The organism is Devosia sp. (assembly GCF_028290435.1).
In the GTDB taxonomy this organism is placed as follows: Bacteria; Pseudomonadota; Alphaproteobacteria; order Rhizobiales; family Devosiaceae; genus Devosia.
Genome location: NZ_JAQGJV010000012.1, coordinates 1 through 19,764, shown reverse-complemented (window position 1 = coordinate 19,764; position 19,764 = coordinate 1). Strand labels below are relative to the sequence as shown.

The following is a 19,764-nucleotide window of genomic DNA, read 5'->3' as shown; positions in this document are numbered from 1 at the left end:
ACTTGGATTCTCCCGCAGATGCAGGTCGTCTCCGGTAAGCCTAGGGGAGGCGGTCGCACGGTCGCCATGGCCATCGCGGAGCTGCTGGAAAAGGCGTCGGCGCAGGCCAACGCTTCCTAGTGACTGGCGGCTAGTTCTGAACTAGATTTCATTCCGGCATAAAACCAACAGTGGATCGGAGAAGTCTTTGAGATTTACCTTGTCCGGATTATTGTTGGCGTTGCTGATCGCTGGCTGCGCTAGAATGCCAAGCTCGCTCGTTTCTGGAGACGGTTCGTCCCTGAAGTTTGCAAGCAATACCCGCTTTGTTTATGTCCGACCAGGACACCTGCCCGTCAAGTGTGAGCGGAAACCTGATAAGGACTGGAATTCAATTTACGACACCGGGTTGGCCACGTGTGATGATGGAACCGAGGGGCAGTTTGAACGACAGACTGGAGGCTATTTTTCTTATATTCAAGTTTCGTTCGACGGCCACGGATTTGCCGTACCCGGCGAAGAGTATCGCAAATATGACGTCATATCCCCGGTGGTAAGTTTCCGCAGTATGCGCCAGTAACCTCTCCGGGTTCGCCCAAATCGCATTAGGCTCGCGACCACTTTCGGCTCTATAGGCGCCAATTCGCCTATGTCTGCTTTTCACGCAGAGGTGCCCTTCAGCAGACAGGCGGGAAACCGCCCCATCTAATCGTAGTCTTGCCTATTCTTTACTGACGAGCGATGACGCTAAAGACGGCGCAGACGGCCGTGGTAGTGAACGATCATGCCGACCAAGGGGAGGCGGATTGGCACGTCGAACAGAAAGTCCTCGCCTTCTGCCCATTCCCGCGCCTCGCTGCGCGGGGCCAGCGCCAGAGGCATCGGGACGTGAAAAATCGACCATTGCCGCATGACCATTTGGAGCCCCGCTGGCGTCGACAGCAGATCGAATGAGAAGCGCATCGGACCAAAGCGCTCGATGAGCAGACCCTTGGCCAAGCTCAGCCGGCTCTGAAAATGGTGTCCAGAGAAGCTTCGCGTCCAAGTCTCGATGCCATTGTTTTCGGCAAATGCGACATGGACCGAATGCTCACCCGACGGTGGAAATCCCATAATGATGGCGGTGACATGGGCCATGTGCGAGGTCCCGCGCGTTACGGTGCCAGTACCGGCTGCGCCGCCGTCGCCGATGATCGAATGCATCTGCCGCACTGGCGCGGGCAAGTCGAAAAAACGCTCACCCATCACCCGCTGATAAAGCGGTTGGTATCGCATGCTGACAGCCTGTTCGCGGATCGCCAGCTTGGCAAACTGCTCGCGAAAGGCTGGCAGGGCGATAAGGCGGCCGGCATGGCGCGCACCTGGCAAGAGTCGCCCCTCGCGCAGCTCCCGCGCGAGGATTTGTGCCGGCAGGGTTGGGATTTCGGGACCATCGCCGCCGTTTGCGATCAGCGTCCAACTGCGGGTGTGCAGTGCTTCGCCCACCACCCCCTTGACGACGATCTTCACGGCGGATCGGTCGCTGCCCAGCGCGCTGGTCAGTCCCTGCAGGCCCAGCAACCAGCGATCAAGACCCGATAGCGACGATAACCCGCCCCAGCGGACAAGCCAGCTCAACACCCAGAGCGCAAGAAGCTGAAAGCCAAATTCGGGGCCGGCCCGAAACGTGGTGGAGGGTTTTCCTGGCAAAATTTCAGGCAGGATCGAATGGTCGGGCACATCGGCTAGGGCAACGAGACGCCGGATTTGTGCCTCTCCATCCACGGCATAGGTTTCGCGCCGCACCATCTGCCAGCCGAATGCTTGTACCCAGCGTCGCCCACGCCATAACTCGATCGGGCGCCCCACATAGCTTAGTATTGCGCGGGCGACGGAAGCGCCGGCGGTCGCTCGATTGGAGGCGCTAATCGACATGTCGACGCAATGTACGGCGTCCATGCCGGCTGCAAGCTCTTCCACCACAGCTCCGGACAGCGCTGGCACGCTCGACCCGCCAGAAATCACCACTATTCCGGCCGCGCGGGCTGCAGCGTCGAAAGCGCCAATTGCTCCCACGAAGTCCCGCGCATCGGCCAGATCGATATAATGCACGCGCTCGGCAATGCAGGCGCGAACCACGCGCCCATCATCGCCCTGGAATGGCCCTGCCGCATCGATGAGAAGGAAGGGTCGCTCTTGCCGCAGAATAATCTCTAGATCGCCCATGCGATCGACAACGAGCGCTGACGCTCCGGGCAATTGCGCGGCCAGCGCTGCTGCGGCGGTCTTGCTCCTCCCAGCCACCAGGACCTGCCAGCCATCGGTCGCCAGCCGGCGCGACAGGCGTGCGCCGAACCCCCCATAGCCGCCCAAGACGAGAATGCGCATTAGAGGACGCGCTTTGCAAATTCGGCGCTGGGCAGCCAACATTCTTGGCGTTTGCCAAAGATTCGATAGCGGTTCTTGGCAACAAAACGATAGGCTGGGTCCCGCAGAGCGCGTGGTACAGCCCTTAGGATTTTCACCGCACGCCAAGGCCAGCCGAGGCCGTCATAGATTGCCAGGACCGCGTCGCTGTCGCGCAGGACCGCTTCGCCGTCGACCACCACCAGCGTATCGGGATTGGATGGATCGATGCCAAATTTGCGATAGAGCCCGGCGCCCACTCCGCCTTGCATGGAGGCAAGCAGGAAACGCTGTTGCCGATCGTGCTTTAGAACGAACTGCGCGTTGGCCGAGCACAGTACGCACATGGCATCAAAGACGATGATCGGACCGCGTTGTGCAGTTGATGTCAGGTCTGCCACGCCAATTTCCTATGAAATGCCACGAGACTTATGATCGCACCCTACTGGGTACAACCGGCCATCGCTAGCAATCCCGGAATATTTGTAACTCTCACGAGGCCAATCGTGATTGTATATCGCTGGGGAGCCAAGCTGGATACCTGCGCAATAATCTCAGGATGCCAAAAGCAGGCAGACCGCTTTCCAGCCTGTAGCGGCCGTGAATAACTGACCCCATTTCGGTCGTTAGCTGTCGAGCTCCGAAATCCCGAAAACAGTCACTCGCCTCCGGTCTTCCGACATCCCGCTGTAGCCCAGCGGACCAAGTTGGCTGTGATCGCTCTGCCGGCTAGCCCATACGCTGCTAGGCCGACGGTTATTCAGGCAACGGCCGTCCGTATGCCGCTTAGTAGGCAGCGCCGAGATCACTAAAAGTGACCGCCTCGTGTGTTTCCGGCAAATGGTATGTCACGCGGCCAAGAAATTGCTTTTTCATGATCTTGCGATCGGGCGTTAGGAAAAACTGCGTCAAATCTTGTGAGGACCATCCGGGAAGCCAATTCTCGGTGTCGTCCTCTATGAATTGGATATCCATGGGCTTTTGCCTCCTAGCCATCGACCGGTTGTTCGCCATGGTCCTGATCGGGGCCCGTGACCCAAAGCCGATCGTGCCGATCCCGTCCAATGAGTTTCTGGAAACGCGACGATATCCGTCCACAGACACCCCAGCCGCCCGAGCCAGAGCCCGCGGTCGAGAAGACGTCCGTGGAATTGCTGGCCGAAAGCGTGCGCCTGTTGAAGGCTTCCCTGAAGCTCGAGGCACAAGAGAAGCTGGCACCGGTTCTGAAAGCAGGCCGACGAGGAGCTGCCTGCGCACACATAGTTTCCGCCGACAGACCGACGAAATGTGCGTTCTTGCAGACTATCGCATGCGGCCAGCACAGCTCCGTCTGCCGGCTTAGCCGTCGCGCTGGAGATCCCTCATGTCCGAAATCGTTAGTGTGCCACCAAAGGCCGCCGTCAGCTACCCACCCCCAAAACGGTCATCGCCGCCGGACCGATTGAATGGCAGCTTATAGGAAGTCGTCGACACCCATCGAATGGTCGGAGCGGGGCGAACGAAGGGAACGAGGGGCTGTCGGTGCCGTTTCCTTGGCCACGAACGGGCCTGCGGTATGTGGTCAGTAGATTTTGCTCAACGGTGAGCCGCTGTCAGCGCTCGCCGCGCCGATAGGGTTGCATCAAGGCCTGGGGAACACGGGCACGACGGGCCATGACGATCAGCGCTATGATCGACAGCACATAGGGCACCATGAGGAACAGTTGGTAGGGCACCGCCTTGCCGAGCACGGCCTGCAGGCGCAACTGGTAAGCATCGAACAGGGCGAACAGCAGGGCGCCAAGCAGCGCGCGGCCGGGGCGCCAGGAGGCGAAGACGACCAGCGCAATGCACACCCAGCCGCGCCCCTGCACCATGGTGGGGAAGAAGCTGTTGAAGGCCGAGAGGGTGAGGAATGCGCCGCCGATGGCCATCAGGGCGCTACCGACCATGACGGCGCCGATGCGAATGGCGATCGGATTGACGCCCTGGGCTTCGGCACCGTGGGGGTTCTCGCCGGTCATGCGCACCGCAAGGCCGAGCGGGGTGCGGAACAGCACATAGGCGAGGATGGCGGCCAGGAGGATGGCGAGATAGGTGGGCGCGGTCTGGTTGAACAGTGCATCGCCGAAGAAAGGCAGCGTGCTCAGAACGGGAATGACCAGCGGCTGGAACGGCTCGATCGTGGGGGGCGAGGATGCCAGGGGCACTACGAGCCGGAAGATGAAGTAGCTCAAACTCGAGGCAAAGAGGGTAATGCCCAGGCCCGTCACGTGCTGGGAGAGCCCCAATGTCACGGTCATGCCGGCATGGAGCAGGCCGAACAGGGCGCCGAAGGCGGCGGCGGCAAGGAGACCAACCCAAAGGTCGCCGCCGCTGAACACGGTCAGCCAGCCGATCATGGCGCCAAAGGTCATGATGCCTTCGATGCCCAGGTTGAGGACCCCTGCCCGCTCGCAGACCAGCGCGCCGAGCGTGCCGAAGATCAGGGGCGTGGCGATGCGGAGCACGGCGCCCCAGATGCCGGCGGAAGCAAATATCTCCAGCAATTCCATCAGCGTCGGATCCGGTATTGGGTGAAGAAGATCGAGACCAGCATGGTCAGTAGCGAGAGCGAAACGGTGACGTCGGCAATATAGCTCGGAATGCCGAGCGCGCGGCCCATGCTGTCGGCGCCGACAAACATGGCGGCGGTGAACAGGGCCGCGGCGATGACGCCGATCGGGTGCAGATTGGCCAGCATGGCGACGATGATGCCCGAATAGCCGTAACCCGGCGACAAATCGGTGGTGACGTAGCCCTTGACGCCCGTGACCTCGATAGCCCCTGCCAATCCCGCAAGCCCGCCGGACAGGCACGCGACCTTGATGAGGGTTTTCGCCAGCGGCACGCCGGCGAAGGTCGCGGCCGTGGGACTCAGGCCGGCGGCGCGCGACTGCATGCCGAACACGGTGCGCGATTGCAGGAAATAGACCAGCACCGCAACGACGATGGCGATGAGCAACCCGATATGCAGCCGCGTGCGATCAATCAGCTTGGGCAGCATGGCGTCGGCGCCGACCGGGATCGATTGGGGCCAGCCGAAGGCCAGCGGGTCCTTGAGCGGGCCCTCGATCATCATCGAGACGAACAGGACGACGACAAAATTGATCAACAGGCTGGTGACCACCTCATCGACGCCGAAGCGCAGGCGCAAGCCGAGCGGCACTAGCAGCGTGACCATGCCGGCGATGGCACCGACCATCAGGGATGAGGGGATCAGCAGATAGGGCGGCCAGCCGGAAAACACGGTTGCAGCGACGGCGGCCACCGCGATGGCGCCGAGATAAAACTGCCCTTCCGCGCCGATATTCCAGACACGCGCCCGAAAGGCGACGGCGGCAGCGAGCCCGGTGAGCATCAACGGGGTGGCGCGGGTGAGGGTTTCGGTGAATCCCAGCCTTGTGCCGAAGGCGCCGGTGATGATCAGCCGATAGGCTTCGAGCACCGGGGCGCCCGCGATGGCGATCAGCACGCCGGAAATGGCGAGGGCGGTGACAATGGCGATGACAGGCGCCAGCAGCACGAGCACCAGCGGTCGATGGGCGCGGCGTTCAAGACGCATGGGCTAATGTCCCGTCTTGCGGCCAGTCCCCGGCCATCATCAAGCCGAGCATACGCGCATCGGCCTGTTCGGCCGGCACGGGCGGCGACAGGCGACCCTTGACGATGGCCTGGATGCGATCCGCCAGGCTGACCACCTCGTCGAGGTCTTCGGAAATCAGCAGCACGCCCGTTCCAGCGCGGCGGGCCTCGAGAATACGGGTATGCACGGCAGCGATGGCGCCCTCATCCAGCCCGCGCGTCGGCTGGGCAGCGATCAGAATGCGTGGCCGGCTTTGCAGGTTGCGGCCCAGGATTAGCTTTTGCATGTTGCCGCCCGATAGCAGACGCGTGCGGCTATCGGGCGTGCCGCCACGCACGTCGAACCCCTCGATGATCTGGGCGGCGAACTGGCGGGCGGCGCGCCGATCGACCAAACCATGCCGCGAAAATTCCCAGATGCGTTCGAGGACGGCATTCTCCCAGATCGCCATTTCTCCGATGGCGCCTTCGGCATTGCGGTCTTCGGGTATCCGGCCAATGCCGGCTTCGATCAGGGCGCGCACGCTGGTTTGATTCACCGCGTGATCGAACAGGCGCAATTCGCCGCCACTATGCTGCACGAGCCCCGAGACCAGATGTCCTAGCGCGGTTTGTCCGTTGCCGGAGACGCCGATGATGCCCAGTGTCTCGCCGGCGCGAACGGCAAAATTGATGCCTGAGAGGCGCCGCCCCACATCGAGGTTGATCGCCTCAAGGAGAATGGGGCCGGATGTGGCTGCCTCCCGGACCGGTCGGGCAACCCGGCGTCCGACCATCAGTTCAGCGAGTTCGGCCCTGCTGGTGGCAGCGGCGAGACGCTCAGCCACGACCTTGCCGCCGCGCAGCACCACGACGCGATCGGCAGCGGCCATCACTTCGTTGAGCTTGTGGGAAATGAAAATCAGCGACAGTCCATTTTGTGCCATCACGCGAAGCGTGGCGAACAGTGTCTCGGCCTCGATATTGGTCAAGACGGCGGTTGGCTCGTCGAGGATCAGGATTTTGGCGTCGTTGTAGAGCGCCTTGAGGATTTCGACGCGCTGCTGCTCGCCCACCGATAGATCGCCGACGCGGGTGTCTGGGTTGACCTTGAGCCCAAAGCGCTCGGCAATCGACAGCAGCTCACGACGCGCTTTACTGGTCGAGGATTTGAGCTGCCAGAGACTCTCGGTGCCGGTCATGACATTGTCGAGCACGGTCAGGTTCGCCGCGAGCGAAAAATGCTGGTGCACCATGCCGACGCCGGCCCGGATCGCGGCGCGCGGCTTGCCTGGCGGCAGTTGAGCGCCGGCAACTTCGACAGTACCGGCGTCGGGCGTGTAGTGGCCGAACAGGATGCTCATCAGCGTGGTTTTGCCAGCGCCATTCTCCCCGAGCAGGGCCAGCACTTCGCCGGGCGCCAAGTCGATCGAGATCGCGTCATTGGCCAGCGTGGTGCCGAACCGCTTGGTGATGCCGGAGAGGCGCAACACTGGATGAGCGGTCATGGCAGGCCTGCGACAGGAAAGCGGTGGGTCCAGCGTTGCTCGGATTCCAGGCGAGCAGCAAGCATCAAAAGGCGAAGGTCACCGCCCATTGGTGCAAGCAATTGTACCGGAACCGGCAGACCGGCGGCGTCGCTGCCGAACGGCAGGGTGATCGCCGGACAACCCGCGATGTTGGCAAGCGCCGCCAGGGGCGCCATCGCCGTCATGCGGTCGAAATGGGCAGTGGTGTCGCCGTGGTCATTTGGGAAATGTCCGAGCAGTGGCGGCGGGCCAGCCAGCATTGGCGTCAGGACCACATCGACACGGTCAAACATTTTCCAGAGGGCGTGGCTGACCAGGACGCTTTGGTCTAGTTGTTTCCATACCGCCATGGCGCCCATCGCCCGCCCATTTTCGATGACGGCCTGGGTAAGGGGTTCGGCGGCAGATTTGTCGAGCGAGAACGCTTCAAACAGCGCGGCCAGATTGACCGAAACGATCGTTTCAAAAACCTGGGCCGAGGTTGTGACCATGGCGTCGAACTCGGCCCACGCCAGCGGGATCAGTTGGTGTCCATCGCACTCCAGCGACCGGCCGGCCGCTTCGATGGCCGCCTGCCGGGCGGGGTCGATTGCATAGCGGCCGCCGAAATCGGTGAGCATGCCGATGCGCAAAGAGCTAGTATCGGCGCCGAGCATTTCGGGGTTCGGGAAAGGGCCGCGCGCTGAGCCGGAAAACGCCGCGAACGCCGCCGCGGTGTCGCGGACGGAGCGGCAGACTGCCAGTTCGGTGGCGATGCCGCCCAGGTAATTGCCGAAGCCGGGCCCTGCGGGCATGCCCCCCCGCGATGGCTTGAGCCCGACCAGGCCGCAACAGGCCGCGGGGACGCGGATCGAGCCACCCGCATCGGTGGCATGGGCGATGGCGACGATGCCGGATGCCACAGCCGCAGCGGCGCCGCCTGAGGAGCCGCCCGCCGTGCGGGTCGGATCGAGTGGGTTGCGGCATATCGGGCCCATAGCGGGTTCGCTGCTGAGCGCCAGCCCGAATTCGGGGGCGGTGGTGCTGCCGAAGAGGCAGAGACCGCTGGCGCGGAAGCGCCGGGCGAGGTCGGAGTCGGCGGTGACATCGTCGGCCAGGGTGCGCGACCCCGCCCGCATGGGAATGCCGGCAAACGGGCCGCCCAAATCCTTGGCCAGTGTGGGCACGCCCAGGAATGGCAGGGTCGGATCAGGTGCATGGTCGTAGGCGGCTGCCGACGCCAAACCAAGTTCGGCATCGAGCAGCGCCATGGCGCCGAACGGGTCGACTTTGGCCGCTGCGATTGCAGCTCTCATCGCTTCGGTCGCGCTCGTGCGCCCGGCGGCGACGGCGCTTGCAAGCGCCATCGCGTCATCGGATCGGGTCGGTGTCGTCAGCATCTATGGGAAACGATCAGGCTGGTTCGTCCATATTGATCGGCACTTCGAATTGACCGGCCTTGATGGCGGTGCGCTTGGCCTCCATGGCCGCTACGGCCTCGGCCGGCGCAGCGTCGGGCACATAGACGATGTCGTTGCCGCCGTCCTTCATCAGGCTGGTCGGCGTGTAGTTCTTGCCCACAGGCGTTCCGGCCGCGACATCGGCCAGCGCAGCGTTGAGCAGCGGGCGGAAGTACCACATGGCGTTGGCAAAGACGGTATCAGGGTAGCGTGGGGTGTAGTCGATCAGCGAACCAACGGACTTGATGCCGCGTTCCTTGGCGGCGTCGGCAGTGCCGATGCGTTCGCCAAACAGGATATCGGCGCCAGAGTCGATCTGAGCCAACCCGGCTTCGCGCGCCTTCGGCGGATCGAAGAACGTCCCGATGAACGCAACGAGGGTCTTCACCTCGGGGTTCACTTCCTTGGCGCCCAGGTTGAAGGCGTTTATCAGCATGTTGACTTCGGGGATTGGAATGGCACCGACAGAGCCGACGACGTTGGACTTGGTCATGGCGCCAGCCAGCATGCCGGTGAGATAAGCCGCTTCATGGTTCCAGGTGCCGAAGGTACCGAAATTGTCGCCCGAAGGCCCTCCGCTCGAACCCATGAGGAATGCGGTATCGGGATAATCAGCAGCGACCTGACGGGCTTCCGCTTCCACGGCGTAGGATTCGCCGACGATCAACTGATTGCCCTGCTCGGCATATTCGCGCATGGCGCGCGCATAATCCGTGCCCGAAACGCCTTCAGAGAACACATATTCGATCAGGCCTTCCTTGGCCGCATCGAGCATCGCTTCATGCAGCCGCGAATTCCAGGCGTTTTCGACGGGCGATGCGTGAATGCCAGCAACCTTGATGACTGTCTGCGCACGAACGGCTGGCACGAGTGTCGTTGCGCCCAGCGCGAGGCCGGTGGCGAGGACCGTTCGCCTCGACATATTGAAACTGCTTGCCATTTCCTGTCCCCATTTTTGACCAATTGGTAAGAATACAGTGATCGCCTGCCCAAAATTATGTCAAGCGGGCGTCATGCCCATTTCCGCATCATTTAGTGCTTGGCGCGTAACCGGATGCATCGACTTGGGCCGGACGACCCGCGAGGGTAAGCGCCGTCAGCCGCGCCGGGGTTTCGGCGATCACCTTGCCCCGGCGGATGACGGTGAGCCGGTTGGCCTTGAGCCGCAGAGCTTCGACGGCGTCGCGCGCTTGCAAAATGACGAGGTCGGCGTGGCATCCGGCTTCGATGCCATAGCCTTCCAGCCCCATAACCCGCGCATTGCCGTAAGTCAGGATTTCAAACACCTTCCGCTTGTCGGTAATCGACGCCATCTGCGCGACGTGGATCGCCATATGGCCCACCTCGAGCATGTCCGCCGACCCCATCGAATACCAGGGGTCCATTACACAGTCGTGGCCGAACCCGACATTGATGCCGGCAGCCAGCAGCTCGGGCACCCGCGTCATGCCGCGCCGCTTGGGATAGGTGTCGTGCCGGCCTTGCAGCATGATGTTGATCAGCGGATTGGCCACGGCGTGAAGCCCGGCCTCGACCATCATCGGGATCAGCTTGGACACGTAGTAATTGTCCATGGAGTGCATCGAGGTCAGGTGCGAGCCGACGACCCGTCCGTGCAGGCCGAACCGGACCGTCTGGGCCGCCAGAGTCTCCACATGGCGCGACATCGGATCGTCGGTCTCGTCGCAATGGATATCCACCGGCAGACCGCGATCGGCCGCAATTCGGCACAGCGCTTCAACAGAGGCAGTTCCATCGGCCATGGTGCGCTCGAAATGGGGAATGCCGCCGACGACGTCGAGCCCCATGTCCAGCGCCCGAGACAGTGACGCCACCCCATCCGGTGCGCGATAGTAGCCATCCTGCGGAAACGCCACGAGTTGCAGCGTCAGATAGGGCGCTACCATGTCGCGCACTTCCAGCAGCGCCTCGGCGGTCACCAGACGCGGATCGCTGGTGTCGATATGGCTGCGGACCGCCAGCAGGCCCTGCGAAACGGCGAGATCGCAGTAGCGCAGCGCGCGCTCGATCAACGCGTCCTTGGTCAGCGTTGGCCGCAACTCGCCCCACAAGGCTATGCCCTCGAGCAATGTGCCCGAGGTGTTCATGCGTGGCAGCCCAAGCGACAGCGTTGCATCCATATGAAAATGCGGATCGACGAAGGGCGGCGTCACCAGGCGCCCGGTTGCGTCGATCTCGGTTTGGGCGGCGCCAGCAATCGCGCTTTCGACTGCCACGATGCGTCCACTCTGGACCGCAATATCAACGCCCTCGCGCCCATCTGGCAAATTAGCATTGCGAACGACGAGATCGAACATTAGCGGCACCTTTCAGCAACTCCAATCACTTGTGCCGGATCGTGGTCGCCTCAGCAACCCAACGCGGGGCATGAGCGACGCCCTCAAGCGCGATCGAACGCACTTGATCGACTGGGGTGGATAGCACACAGTCCAACTGGTGAGGCATCCTGTTTGTGGCAACAATGGCGACCATTCCTGGTAGTAAAGCGTCGGTCAGCCCGGAAGAAATCGAGCGCAGGACGGTGCTCCGACGACCGCTCCGAGCGCGGGGCATCAAGCGCGTCGAAGTTCTGCTCGATGCGACCGAGCATTTGCTGGCCTATACGCGCAACGAGGATATCAGCCTAGCCACCATTGCCGAGGAGGCGGGTGTGCCCCTGCCCTCGGTCTATCATTTCTTTCCCAATCGGAACGCCGTGCTGGTGGCATTGGCGGGGCGCTATCATCGCGACCTGGCCAAGCTGTCCAGCCAACCGCTCGATCCTGAACCCGCCGACTGGCAGGAATTGATCCGCATCCGCCAGCGCAATGGCGCCAGGTATCTCAACCGCCACCCGGCGGCACTGCGCCTGTTCATGGGTGCCGGCGTGAGCGTGGAGGTTCGGCACCTGGATTTGCGCGGCAACGCTGCCTTGGCAGAGCGTCGCGCGGAAGATATGCGCCAGCGCTTCGAGTGTGGCAGCCTGCAAAACCTGGAACACTGGCTGGCGATATCCATCGGCATCATGGATGGCATCTGGGCCATCTCCTACGCCGAGCATGGCAGCATTACCGATGCCTATGTGGTGGAAAGCTCACGGGCGGCTATCGCCTATCTGCGCTGTTTTCTTCCCGAGCAGCTCTCGCGGACAAAATTGACGAGCAAAAAGATAATCAAATAATCTATCATTATCTCGATATCCGTTGAGCGGCTCATCGCCGCAAGATGGCTGCAGGCTCAGTTGGCTCTGCCGGCAGGACCGTCGAAATGCCGGATTATCGCACTGCAGCGATGGCCATCCGATCATGTTGCATATCTGCTGTGCATTTTTCGTAGATGACTAGTTTCGCATCAATGCTGGCTTGAAGACCGAATTTTCTCTCCTTAACCTGACCTTAGGGAAAGGCGCATGCGGGCGCCGCCAAAGCGGGGAGAAAATCCATGGTCTGGACCAATACGCGCAACAAGGCACTGCAGGAGCGGGCCTATCAGGTCATCCCCAACGGCATGTATGGCCATGAGTCGGTGGCGATCATGCCCGACGACTTCCCCCAGTTTTTCGCGAAGGCATCAGGCACCCGCCTGTGGGATGTCGATGGCAACGAATATATCGACTACATGTGCGCCTATGGTCCCAACCTGATGGGCTATGCCCGTCCCGAGGTGCAGGCGGCCATCGCCGATCAATTGGCGCTCGGCGATACCATGACCGGCCCCGGTCCGGGCATGGTCGAACTGGCCGAAACCATGGTCTCCATGGTGCGACACGCCGATTGGGCGATGTTCTGCAAGAACGGCAGCGACGCGACTTCGATCGCCATGGTCGCGGCCCGGGCCTATCGCGGCAAGAAAAAGATCCTGGTGGCGCGTGGTTCATATCACGGCTCGGCGCCGTGGAACACGCCGTCCATGTCCGGCATCGTGCCGGAGGATCGCGCCCATATCGTCTATTTCGAATACAACGATCTCGAAAGCCTGACCAAGGCGGCAAAATTCGCAGGTGACGATGTCGCCGGCATTTTCGCCACGCCGTTCAAGCACGAGACCTTCTCGGACCAATCCCAGATCGATCCCGAATATGCGCGCGGCGTGCGCAAGCTGTGCGACGATATCGATGCGCTGCTGATCGTGGATGATGTTCGCGCCGGTTTCCGGCTGACCCGCGGCTGCTCTTGGGAAACCGTCGATGTCGACCCCGATATCGCCTGCTTCGGCAAGGTGATCGGCAATGGCCAGCCCATCTCCGCGGTATTGGGCGCCAACAAGGCGCGCAAGGCTGTCGAGTCGATGTTCGTGACCGGATCGTTCTGGTATTCGGCGGTGCCGATGGCAGCTGCCCTCGCCACGCTCAAGCTGGTGCGCGAGACCGATTATCTCGAAAACCTGGTCAAGATCGGCACCTTGCTGCGCACCTCGCTCGATGCGCAGGCCAAGGACTTCGGCTTTTCGATCCGCCAGACCGGCCCGGTGCAGATGCCGCAGATCCTGTTCGACGAGGATCCCGATTGGCGCTTCGGCTATCGCTGGTGCCAGACCGCGATGAAGCATGGCGCTTATCTCAGCCCCTACCACAACATGTTCATGAACGCGGCGATGACGGAAGCGGATGTCGCGAGGACGCTGGAGGCCACCGGCGCAGCCTTTGAAGACATCAAGGCGAACCGGGCAACGCTCGAACCCCAGGCCAAGCTCGGCGTGCTCAAGCGCCTGCTGGCCAGTTGAAGTTGAACTCTTTCCCGACCCAAGGACCTCCCGCAATGTTCCAGCAGCGTCTCACTGCCCGCATGTCCCGCCGTCACGTCCCTGCCCTCCTCACCGCCAGCGCATTGGCTTTCGCAGCGTTCACGCCGATGGTTTTCGCGCAGGATAGCGACACCCTGGTGATCGCCCGCTCAATGGACGTCAACTCGCTCGATCCGGCGCGCGCGTTCTGCGACACCTGCCAGATTTACCTTAGCTCGACCTATGAAACGCTGGTGACGCTGGCGCCGGACAACCAGTCGCTGGTGCCTAGCCTTGCAGCCAGCTGGGACATCAATCCGGAAACCACCGAATTCACCTTTCACCTCAATCCAAAGGCCGTGTTTGCCGATGGCTCGCCGGTCGAGGCCAAGGACGTCAAGTGGAGCTTCGAGCGCCTGCTCAACCTCAAGGGCTCGCCCTCGTTCCTGCTGGACGGGATGACTTCGGTCGAGGCCGTTGATGCCAAGACCGTCAAGGTGACGGTCACTGGGCCCGACTCCGAATTTGTCAACAAGATCTCGGCGACCTATGCGGCGATCATCAATTCGGACGTGGCCATCGAACACGGCGCCGTGGCCGATGCGAGCGCGGCGACTGCCGATACCTCGGAGAACTGGTTCCTCGAAAACTCGGCCGGCAGCGGCCCGTTTACGCTGGCTGGCTACACGCCCGAGAGCGAATTGCGGTTTGCGCGGAACGAAGCGTATTACGGCACCAAGTCGCCGTTCTCCACGGTGGTCATCACCCAAGTCCAGGATGCGGTGAGCCAGGCGCAGGCGCTTGAATCAGGCGCCGTCGACATCGCCATGCAGATCGATCCGGACACCGCGGCATCCATGTCCACGACGGACGTAACCACCGAAGTCGTGCCCTCGTTCAACTTCGTCTACGTCGCCTTCAGTCCCGGCGCGGCCACGGCCGAGGGCGTCCTCACACCCGAAGTCCGCGAGGCGCTGGCCTTGGCCATCGACTATGACGGCATGCTCGATTTCACGGTCGGCGGCAATGGCGTCAAGCAATCCTCGCCGATCCCCAACGGCTTCCCCGGTACGGCCGGCTTGCCGGAGCCGAAACAGGACATCGCAAAGGCCAAGGAATTGCTCGCTGCCGCCGGCCATCCCGATGGTTTCACGCTCAGCGCCGTCTATCCCAATGACAACGTCTACGGCGTCGATCTCAACCTGATGATGCAGAAGGTGCAGCAGGATTGGGCCGCCATCGGCGTCACCATCGACCTCCAGCCGCAGACCTACCCGGTCTGGCGCGACCAGCTGACCGGTGACGGCATCCCGGTCACCGCCGTCTACTATGCCCCCGACTATTACGGCAGCGGCCAGTATGTCGCCTATTTCGCCATGACCGCGGGCACGCCCTGGGCCGGACGCGCCGGCGGCAAGACGCCAGAAACGGTGGTCAATCCAGCCGAAGCCAATCTCTATGCGAAGGCCCTGGCATCGACCGGCGAGGCCAGCGCGGCGTTCTACAACCAGATCGGGCTAGAGATGATCAAGGACAAGATCATCATCCCGCTGGTCAGCCCCAATCTGGTGCTCGCCTATAAAAGCGATCTTGCCGGTGTCCGATACAGTGCCTGCTGCAACCTGCCGATCAACGAGATCACCCGCAAGTAGGATAGACCCATGCTGCGCTATCTCCTTCGCCGAATGGTGGCCATGCCGCTCCTGCTGTTGGGGATAGCCAGCGTCGTCTTCCTGTTGTCGCAGGTAACCAAGGGCGATCCGCTTTCCGCCCTGATCCCGGAACGCATGATGAGCAACGAGCAGGTGGTTGCCACGGTCAAGGCCCAGTGGGGCCTCGACCGCTCCCTGCCCGAGCGTTACCTGATCTATATGGGCCGGCTGGTGCAGGGGGATCTCGGCACGTCCTTTTCGACGCGCCGTCCTGTCAGCACCGACATCGCCGGCCGTCTCCCGGCGACGCTCGAACTGGTGATCGCCGCAATGATCTTCGGCTGTACTTCGGGTATCGGCCTGGGCATTATCGCAGCGCGATTCAAGAACACTTTCGCCGACAGCGCGGCCCGGATTTTTGCGCTGATCGGCTCCTCGCTGCCGGTGTTCTGGTCGGGGCTGATCCTGCTGTTCATCTTTTCGGTCAAGCTGGGCTGGGTTTCGGGACCAGGACGGCTTGATGCACGCACGGAGCCACCCCCCGGCATTACCGGGCTGTTCACCGTCGACTCACTGCTGGCCGGCAATATGCCATTGTTCCTCGAGGCGCTCGGCCACCTTATCCTGCCCGCCTTCGTGCTCGGCTGGTCGGTGACAGGGATCGTCACGCGGCTGATCCGGTCCAGCCTGCTCGAAGCTCTCAACATGGACTATATCCGCACCGCTCGGGCCAAGGGTGCGCCCGAAAGCGTGGTGATCCTGCACCATGCCTTGCGCAATGCCCTGATCCCGTCGCTGACCATTCTGGGCTTTACCTTTGCCTATCTGATCACCGGGGCCGTGCTGACCGAAACGATCTTCTCCTGGCCCGGCATCGGCTCATATGCCGTCTCGGCGGCGCGCTCGCTCGATTATCCAGCGATCGTCGGGGTCACGCTGGTCGGCGCCATGGCGTTCCTGCTGGCCAATCTGGTGACCGACGTCACCTATGCCTTCGCTAATCCACGCGTAAAGCTGGAGGGATAGCGATGGCTGATTTGATCGACCGGGAGCCTGCCGCCACGATCCTGGTTAGACCGGTTTTCGCCGCGCCGGAACAGCACCGGCGTCCGTCGCGGGGCACTGTCGCGTGGCGTCTACTGCGTAAGTTGCCGCCGACCGCGCTCATCGGCGGTGTGGTGATCCTGTTCTGGATCATCTGCGCCGCCACGGTGCAGTTCTGGGGCCTGCCCGATCCGCTGGCGTTGGCCGGCAAGCGGTTGCAGGAGCCCAGCGCGGCCCATTGGCTGGGCACCGACGCCCTGGCGCGGGACGTGCTGTCGCGCACCCTCTATGGCGCCAGATTTTCGGTGCCGATTGCCATTGCCGTGGTCGCCGCCGCGGTGGCGATCGGCTCGCTGCTGGGCGCCATCGCCGGCTATGTCGGCGGCTGGATCGACGGATTGGTGATGCGGGCTGTCGACGTGACGGTGTCATTCCCGCCGATCCTGCTGGCAATGACGGTTTCGGCGGCGTTGGGACCCGGCTTGGTCAATGCCTCGATCGCCATGGTGATCGTCTGGTGGCCGATCTATGCCCGCCTGATGCGGGCCCAGGTGCTCGAGGTGCGCGAGCGCGAGCATGTCGAGGCTGCCGTCGCGGGCGGCGCGGGATCCTTCCGCGTCCTGACCAAGCACATCATGCCGCTGTGCTGGACCCCGACGCTAGTCAACGCCACTATGGATTTTGGTGCAGTGGTTCTTCTCGCGGCCTCGCTGAGCTTTATCGGCCTGGGCGCAACGCCGCCGAGTCCTGAATGGGGCAGCATGATCTCCGAGGGCGCCAGCAAATTCTACAATTGGTGGATAGCCTTCGGTCCGGGCATGGCCATTCTCAGCGTCGTGCTGGCCTGCAGCTTCCTCGGCGATGGCCTGCGCGACCTGCTTGACACGAAGGAGCGCTGAGCATGCAGCACGATATGCATCTGGCGCCGCCGCCGCTTCTGGAAATCGCCGGCCTGCGGGCCAGCTTTCGCGGACCCAACGGCTATGCCGAAGCCGTCCGCGGCGTCGACCTGACGCTGCAGCCTGGCAAGGTGCTGGGCATTGTCGGCGAGTCAGGCTCCGGCAAGTCGGTGACCATGATGGCTCTACTCCAACTCCTGCCCGGCGGCTCGAAGGTGACTGGCAGCGCCAAATTCCGCGGTCGCGAACTGGTCGGCATGGCAGCCGATGAGATGCGCCACATCCGTGGCAAGCAGATCGGCGTGATCTTCCAGGACCCGCTGAGCGCATTCAACCCGGTGCTCACTATTGGCGACCAGATCGCCGAAGCCATCCGACTGCACGACAGGACGGTCAGCAAGCGCGAGGGGCTGGAGCGGGCGGAGCATCTGCTCGATTCCGTGGCAATTCCGCAGCCCAAGCGCCGGGTCAGCCAGTACCCCTACGAATTTTCCGGCGGCATGCGGCAGCGCGCCATGATCGCCATGGCGATCGCCAACAGTCCGGACCTGCTGATCGCGGACGAGCCGACAACGGCCCTGGATGTGACGGTGCAGGCTCAGATACTCGACCTGTTGCAACGCCTGCGCGAGGAACTAGGCATTGGCCTGGTGCTGATCACCCATGATCTCGGCGTGGTGGCCGGCTCGGCCGACGAGATTGCGGTCATGTATGGCGGCCGCATCGTTGAGCGCGGCGCCGTCGAGGACGTGTTCTATCGCACCCGGCATCCCTATACCCGGGGGCTATTGCGCGCGATGCCGCGCGTCGAGGATGACGGTGAGGATTTGACGCCGATCGAAGGCACGCCGCCATCGATCTGGGCTCGACCAGGCGGCTGCGCCTTTCATCCCCGCTGCGTCAACGCGCAACAGATCTGTGCCGAGGTCGATCCCGAACTCAGGCCCGCCTTGGCCACGGCAAGCGCTTGCCACTTCGCCGCGTCGCTGCCACCACTCGCGGCGCCCAGCGAACTCGTGGGAGCGCCGCTATGAACGCAATCGTCCCCATCGGCGCGCCGATCCTGCAGGTGGATGGCGTGGTCAAGGATTTCCCGATCCGCAACGGCGTGCTGTTTGGCGGTCAGGCGGATATCGTGCGGGCCGTTTCAGGCGTGTCGTTCTCGATCAACCGCGGCGAAACCTTTGGCCTGGTTGGCGAGTCCGGCTGCGGAAAATCGACGCTTGGCCGCTGCATCATGCAATTGATCACGCCGACCGAAGGCCAAGTTAAGCTTGACGGCCGCGATCTGGTCACGGCATCAAAGCCCGAGATGCGGCTCCTGCGCCGCGACATTCAGATGGTGTTCCAGGACCCGCTGGCCTCGCTGCACCCGCGCCTGCGGATTCGCGATATCCTGCTGGAATCGCTGCGCCTCGCCAAGTTGCCCGGCCCGCAGGCCAATGCCCGGGTGCGCGAATTGATCGAGCTGGTACAACTGCCCCAGGACGTGGCCGAACGCTGGCCGCATGAACTGTCCGGCGGGCAGCGCCAGCGCATCGGCATTGCCCGGGCCATCGCGCTCGAGCCCAAGGTGATCGTGCTGGATGAGCCCGTCTCGGCCCTCGACGTGTCGATCCAGGCTGGCGTGCTCAATCTGCTCAAATCATTGCAGCAGCGTCTGGGGATCGCCTACCTGTTCATCGCGCACGATCTCGGCGTGGTGCGCCATATCTCGCATCTGATCGGGGTGATGTATCTGGGCCGGATCGTCGAGATCGCCCCGGCTCGGCAATTGTTCAAGTCACCACAGCACCCCTATACGCTGGCCCTGCTCTCGGCGGTGCCGCTGCCCGATCCGATCGCCGAGCGCAAGCGAACCCGCATCGTGCTGTCGGGCGATCTGCCCAGCCCGCTGAACCCGCCCAGCGGCTGCCACTTCCGTACCCGCTGTGCTAAGGCCCAGGATATCTGCGCCAGCAAAGTTCCCGCGCTGCGCGAGATCGGTCCCGGCCAGCGCGTTGCCTGCCACTTCCCAACCGCCGAGACGGCGGCGGTCAACTAGAACCACCGGTCCCTCATGCGCTTTCGTGATTTTCTGATCTTCGCCGGCGTCTGCCTGATTTGGGCTGCCAACCTGGTGGTGAGCCGGGCTCTGTTCTCGATGTACGCCATCGCCCCGATCTTTTACGCCGCAGCCCGCTTTGCCATGGTGGCCGTGATCCTGTCGCCGCTGCTCCGGCCATTGCCCAAGCCGCTGCTGCCGGTGATCGTCATCGGCGCGCTGATGGGCGCTTTTCACTTCGGGCTGATGTTTCTGGCGCTCAATGCCGCGTCCACCACCAGCGTTTCAATCGTGCTGCAGCTCTCGATCCCGCTGACCGCCATCCTGTCGGTCCTCATACTGGGAGAACAGGTCGGCTGGCGGCGTTCGGCCGGCATAGCGCTCGCGTTCACCGGCGTCATGATCGTGATGTGGGAGCCGTCGGGCCAGTCGATCACGTTCGGGCTTATCTTTGCCTTCGCGTCGGCGGCATCCTTGGCGCTCGGCTCC

Annotated in this window: 18 protein-coding genes; 9 read left to right on the top strand and 9 right to left on the bottom strand. The window is 62.8% G+C overall.

Features of this window, described 5'->3' with window-relative positions; translation table 11 throughout:
• Positions 1–214 precede the first annotated feature (214 nt).
• On the top strand, positions 215–559 hold the full coding sequence (locus JWP26_RS03575; RefSeq protein ID WP_299723570.1) for a hypothetical protein: 345 nt from the start codon (positions 215–217) through the stop codon (positions 557–559).
• Positions 560–726: 167 nt separating this feature from the next.
• Here the strand turns inward: JWP26_RS03575 and JWP26_RS03570 are convergent, their stop codons facing one another.
• From JWP26_RS03570 to JWP26_RS03530, 9 genes are all read right to left on the bottom strand, one after another.
• A complete protein-coding gene (locus tag JWP26_RS03570) occupies positions 727–2,346 on the bottom strand; it encodes an SDR family oxidoreductase (protein WP_299723567.1) in 1,620 nt (539 codons plus the stop codon).
• Positions 2,346–2,765 carry a thiol-disulfide oxidoreductase DCC family protein gene (locus tag JWP26_RS03565; RefSeq protein WP_299723564.1) on the bottom strand — a complete coding sequence of 140 codons (420 nt, stop codon included), beginning with the start codon at positions 2,763–2,765 and terminating at the stop codon, positions 2,346–2,348. The genes JWP26_RS03570 and JWP26_RS03565 overlap by 1 nt, the downstream gene beginning before the upstream one ends.
• A gap of 385 nt (positions 2,766–3,150) precedes the next feature.
• On the bottom strand, positions 3,151–3,339 hold the full coding sequence (locus JWP26_RS03560; protein ID WP_299723561.1) for a hypothetical protein: 189 nt from the start codon (positions 3,337–3,339) through the stop codon (positions 3,151–3,153).
• 617 nt (positions 3,340–3,956) lie between these two features.
• A complete protein-coding gene (locus tag JWP26_RS03555; protein WP_299723622.1) occupies positions 3,957–4,901 on the bottom strand; it encodes an ABC transporter permease in 945 nt (314 codons plus the stop codon).
• Positions 4,898–5,947 carry an ABC transporter permease gene (locus tag JWP26_RS03550; protein ID WP_299723559.1) on the bottom strand — a complete coding sequence of 350 codons (1,050 nt, stop codon included), beginning with the start codon at positions 5,945–5,947 and terminating at the stop codon, positions 4,898–4,900. Before JWP26_RS03550 ends, JWP26_RS03555 begins: the two co-directional genes overlap by 4 nt.
• Positions 5,937–7,454, bottom strand: a complete 1,518-nt coding sequence (locus JWP26_RS03545) for an ABC transporter ATP-binding protein (RefSeq protein WP_299723557.1) — start codon at positions 7,452–7,454, stop codon at positions 5,937–5,939. Before JWP26_RS03545 ends, JWP26_RS03550 begins: the two co-directional genes overlap by 11 nt.
• On the bottom strand, positions 7,451–8,821 hold the full coding sequence (locus JWP26_RS03540; protein ID WP_299723555.1) for an amidase: 1,371 nt from the start codon (positions 8,819–8,821) through the stop codon (positions 7,451–7,453). The genes JWP26_RS03545 and JWP26_RS03540 overlap by 4 nt, the downstream gene beginning before the upstream one ends.
• Positions 8,822–8,867: 46 nt before the next feature.
• The gene (locus tag JWP26_RS03535; RefSeq protein WP_299723553.1) at positions 8,868–9,836 is read right to left on the bottom strand and encodes a BMP family protein; all 969 of its coding nucleotides are present in this window, start codon (positions 9,834–9,836) and stop codon (positions 8,868–8,870) included.
• Positions 9,837–9,942: 106 nt separating this feature from the next.
• Complete coding sequence (locus JWP26_RS03530) at positions 9,943–11,232, bottom strand: amidohydrolase family protein (protein ID WP_299723551.1); 1,290 nt, start codon at positions 11,230–11,232, stop codon at positions 9,943–9,945.
• Between the two features lie 164 nt (positions 11,233–11,396).
• Between JWP26_RS03530 and JWP26_RS03525 the strand changes: the two genes are divergently transcribed.
• From JWP26_RS03525 to JWP26_RS03490, 8 genes are all read left to right on the top strand, one after another.
• Entirely contained in the window at positions 11,397–12,095 is a 699-nt protein-coding gene (locus JWP26_RS03525) for a TetR/AcrR family transcriptional regulator (protein ID WP_299723549.1), read from the top strand.
• Between the two features lie 260 nt (positions 12,096–12,355).
• Positions 12,356–13,636, top strand: coding sequence for an aminotransferase class III-fold pyridoxal phosphate-dependent enzyme (locus tag JWP26_RS03520; protein ID WP_299723548.1), 1,281 nt, complete (start codon positions 12,356–12,358; stop codon positions 13,634–13,636).
• 62 nt (positions 13,637–13,698) lie between these two features.
• Positions 13,699–15,288 (top strand): ABC transporter substrate-binding protein, encoded by a 1,590-nt coding sequence (locus tag JWP26_RS03515; protein WP_367184060.1) that lies wholly within the window; start codon positions 13,699–13,701, stop codon positions 15,286–15,288.
• A gap of 9 nt (positions 15,289–15,297) precedes the next feature.
• Positions 15,298–16,314, top strand: a complete 1,017-nt coding sequence (locus tag JWP26_RS03510; protein ID WP_299723544.1) for an ABC transporter permease — start codon at positions 15,298–15,300, stop codon at positions 16,312–16,314.
• A gap of 2 nt (positions 16,315–16,316) precedes the next feature.
• A complete protein-coding gene (locus JWP26_RS03505) occupies positions 16,317–17,231 on the top strand; it encodes an ABC transporter permease (RefSeq protein WP_299723542.1) in 915 nt (304 codons plus the stop codon).
• Between the two features lie 2 nt (positions 17,232–17,233).
• Complete coding sequence (locus JWP26_RS03500; RefSeq protein WP_299723540.1) at positions 17,234–18,265, top strand: ABC transporter ATP-binding protein; 1,032 nt, start codon at positions 17,234–17,236, stop codon at positions 18,263–18,265.
• Positions 18,262–19,275 carry an ABC transporter ATP-binding protein gene (locus JWP26_RS03495; RefSeq protein ID WP_299723538.1) on the top strand — a complete coding sequence of 338 codons (1,014 nt, stop codon included), beginning with the start codon at positions 18,262–18,264 and terminating at the stop codon, positions 19,273–19,275. Before JWP26_RS03500 ends, JWP26_RS03495 begins: the two co-directional genes overlap by 4 nt.
• 15 nt (positions 19,276–19,290) lie before the next feature.
• The coding region (locus JWP26_RS03490) for an EamA family transporter (protein ID WP_299723536.1) at positions 19,291–19,764 on the top strand (474 nt) is incomplete at its 3' end.

What these genes read in the sequence shown, in the direction of transcription:
- JWP26_RS03525 (WP_299723549.1), top strand. Translation starts at nt 11,397, where the DNA reads ATGGCGACCATTCCTGGTAGTAAAGCGTCGGTCAGCCCGGAAGAAATC.
- JWP26_RS03540 (WP_299723555.1), bottom strand. Translation starts at nt 8,821, where the DNA reads ATGGCGCTTGCAAGCGCCGTCGCCGCCGGGCGCACGAGCGCGACCGAA.
- JWP26_RS03535 (WP_299723553.1), bottom strand. Translation starts at nt 9,836, where the DNA reads ATGTCGAGGCGAACGGTCCTCGCCACCGGCCTCGCGCTGGGCGCAACG.
- JWP26_RS03570 (WP_299723567.1), bottom strand. Translation starts at nt 2,346, where the DNA reads ATGCGCATTCTCGTCTTGGGCGGCTATGGGGGGTTCGGCGCACGCCTG.
- JWP26_RS03495 (WP_299723538.1), top strand. Translation starts at nt 18,262, where the DNA reads ATGAACGCAATCGTCCCCATCGGCGCGCCGATCCTGCAGGTGGATGGC.
- JWP26_RS03505 (WP_299723542.1), top strand. Translation starts at nt 16,317, where the DNA reads ATGGCTGATTTGATCGACCGGGAGCCTGCCGCCACGATCCTGGTTAGA.
- JWP26_RS03550 (WP_299723559.1), bottom strand. Translation starts at nt 5,947, where the DNA reads ATGCGTCTTGAACGCCGCGCCCATCGACCGCTGGTGCTCGTGCTGCTG.
- JWP26_RS03515 (WP_367184060.1), top strand. Translation starts at nt 13,699, where the DNA reads ATGTCCCGCCGTCACGTCCCTGCCCTCCTCACCGCCAGCGCATTGGCT.
- JWP26_RS03520 (WP_299723548.1), top strand. Translation starts at nt 12,356, where the DNA reads ATGGTCTGGACCAATACGCGCAACAAGGCACTGCAGGAGCGGGCCTAT.
- JWP26_RS03530 (WP_299723551.1), bottom strand. Translation starts at nt 11,232, where the DNA reads ATGTTCGATCTCGTCGTTCGCAATGCTAATTTGCCAGATGGGCGCGAG.
- JWP26_RS03545 (WP_299723557.1), bottom strand. Translation starts at nt 7,454, where the DNA reads ATGACCGCTCATCCAGTGTTGCGCCTCTCCGGCATCACCAAGCGGTTC.
- JWP26_RS03500 (WP_299723540.1), top strand. Translation starts at nt 17,234, where the DNA reads ATGCAGCACGATATGCATCTGGCGCCGCCGCCGCTTCTGGAAATCGCC.
- JWP26_RS03560 (WP_299723561.1), bottom strand. Translation starts at nt 3,339, where the DNA reads ATGGATATCCAATTCATAGAGGACGACACCGAGAATTGGCTTCCCGGA.
- JWP26_RS03510 (WP_299723544.1), top strand. Translation starts at nt 15,298, where the DNA reads ATGCTGCGCTATCTCCTTCGCCGAATGGTGGCCATGCCGCTCCTGCTG.